We start from the raw sequence: 1,912 nt of genomic DNA on the forward strand, positions 1-1,912 counted from the left end.
AACGTCATCGGACGGTAGGGGCGTGGCTTGCCCCGCCCGTCGCGGGAAGGCAGTTTCGTTCACGATCACGTTCACGTGTACGTTCACGGCCAGACACTGCATCGCATTCGCGTTCGTGAACGTGATCGTGAACGAATGATTTCAGAAACAGTTGCAGCTCACCGCACTTCGAGATTCTCCGCCTGCCCGAGCAGTTCGAGCGCGGCGCGCAGCTCGGCGAGGGCGCTCTCGCCGAGGCTTCCCTTTTCGATGATGAGGTAGCGGTCCCCCAGCAGGGAGAGCGCCAGGGCGAGGCGCTGCTGGTTTTTCTCCGGGACCTTGCCGGCCAGCTCCACCTGGCCGATGCGCTCCATGGCGAGCGCGGCAAGGAGCGGCTCGACGCGGCCCTCGCTGCGAAGGGCGAGCCAGCGCAGCGGGCCGCCGGCGGCATCCTCGATGTCGGCGATCACCCGCTCGGCAAAATCGCGGGCGATGGCCGCGGCGAAGACGTCCTCGCACGGGGCGCTTTGCGCGGGCAGGTCCAGGCCCAGCACGTAATCGTAGAGCCCGAGCTGCGCGCGCACGATCTGGGGATCGTCGAGGGCGTTCTCGTAATAACCGGTCGCCGGATAGTCGAGCAGCAGCTTGCCGCGCGCGTCGAAGAGGTGGCGCGTGAACTGCCAGGCACCCAGCCCGACGAGCGGATCGAAATACTCGCGCAGGTAGAAGGTCGGCGCGGGGACGAGCGCGCTGGAGATTTTGCTCTGAATTTTTCCCGGATCGAGCGAGGCGCGAAGCTGTGATTTAAATCGCAGCAGCGCGGCGCGCTGCTCGAAGGCGCGGCTGCTTGCGCCGACGATCTCGTGAAGAGAATCCGGCAGGGCGGGGACGCGCCCGCGCTCGGCCTCGCCGGTCAAACCCGCGCAGGCGGCGCTGAAAAAGCGCTCCTGCGCCAGTGCGCGCTCGTCTTGCCGGGCGGGCAGGCCCTCGATGAGGCCCTCGTGCCAGAGGGTGAAGCTCCAGCCGCGCCAGACAAAGTAGCCCGCCAGTGCCGCCAGCGCGGCCAGCGCGAGCAGCCCCATGCGGCGGCGCTTGATGCGTGAGATTTCCACCTGTGGGTCCATCGGGTTACACTCCGGCAAGAGCGATCAAAGCGTGCGCGGCGCCCGATCGGGGACGCCGCTGGAGGGGCACTCTAGGCCAGTGGCCCGGCCCCCACAAGCGCGCGCGCTCTTTCGAGAACTCGCGACGGGGAGAGTCGTTCCTATGATGAGCCGAACCGGGGCCCTTGCCATCCTTCTTGCGCTCGCCGCGCTGCTGGCGCTCTCGCCGGGCGCTGCGAGCGCCAAGCTCTACAAATATCGCGACGCCAGCGGCGAGTGGGCCTACACCAACGATCCCGACACCATTCCCGAGGGCCAGCGCGCGCAGATGGAGGAGTTCCAGCTCGAAAAGGAACTGCCCTCGGACCTTCCGACCCAGCAGAAACAGGCCGCCGCCGCAGCCACCGCTGCCGAGAACGAAGCCGCCGATGAGAGCAGCCCCACGTTCTTCGCCCGCGCCGTGGCCATGGGCGCCGACATCGTGAGCACGGCGATCCTGCCCCTCGACGCGGCCGAGAACGTCGTCATTGAAAAGGACACGGGCCTCATCGCCCTTCCTGAAACGCTGGCCGAGGCCGAGCAGCGCGCGCGCCCGTATCTTCGCATGCTGCTGCTCTTCCTCATCGTGGTCGCCGCCGGCACCCTGGCGGGCGTCTACATCCGGCGCATCAAGCGCGGCGGGATCGAGGGCATCGCCGGCCTGCCGATCTTCCAGATCAAGGGCTTCCTCTTCGGCGCCAGCGTCTTCATCGGCGGTTTTGTCGCCTGGTTCATCTGGCACGGCGCCCAGCTCAACTGGCGGGCCGAGATCGCCGAGCTCTGGGACGCCA

At 67.6% G+C, this 1,912-nt stretch carries 2 protein-coding genes; one reads left to right on the plus strand and one right to left on the minus strand.

Annotation, left to right across the window (positions count from 1 at the left end; translation table 11 throughout):
• Positions 1-158 precede the first annotated feature (158 nt).
• Positions 159-1,103 (minus strand): hypothetical protein, encoded by a 945-nt coding sequence (locus tag KDH09_07625; protein MCB0219545.1) that lies wholly within the window; start codon positions 1,101-1,103, stop codon positions 159-161.
• A 145-nt stretch (positions 1,104-1,248) separates the two neighbouring features.
• Here KDH09_07625 and KDH09_07630 point away from each other — a divergent pair.
• Positions 1,249-1,912, plus strand: a 664-nt coding sequence (locus KDH09_07630; protein ID MCB0219546.1) for a DUF4124 domain-containing protein, incomplete at its 3' end; no start/stop codon positions are given.

Source organism: Chrysiogenia bacterium, from assembly GCA_020434085.1.
Taxonomy (GTDB): domain Bacteria; phylum JAGRBM01; class JAGRBM01; order JAGRBM01; family JAGRBM01; genus JAGRBM01.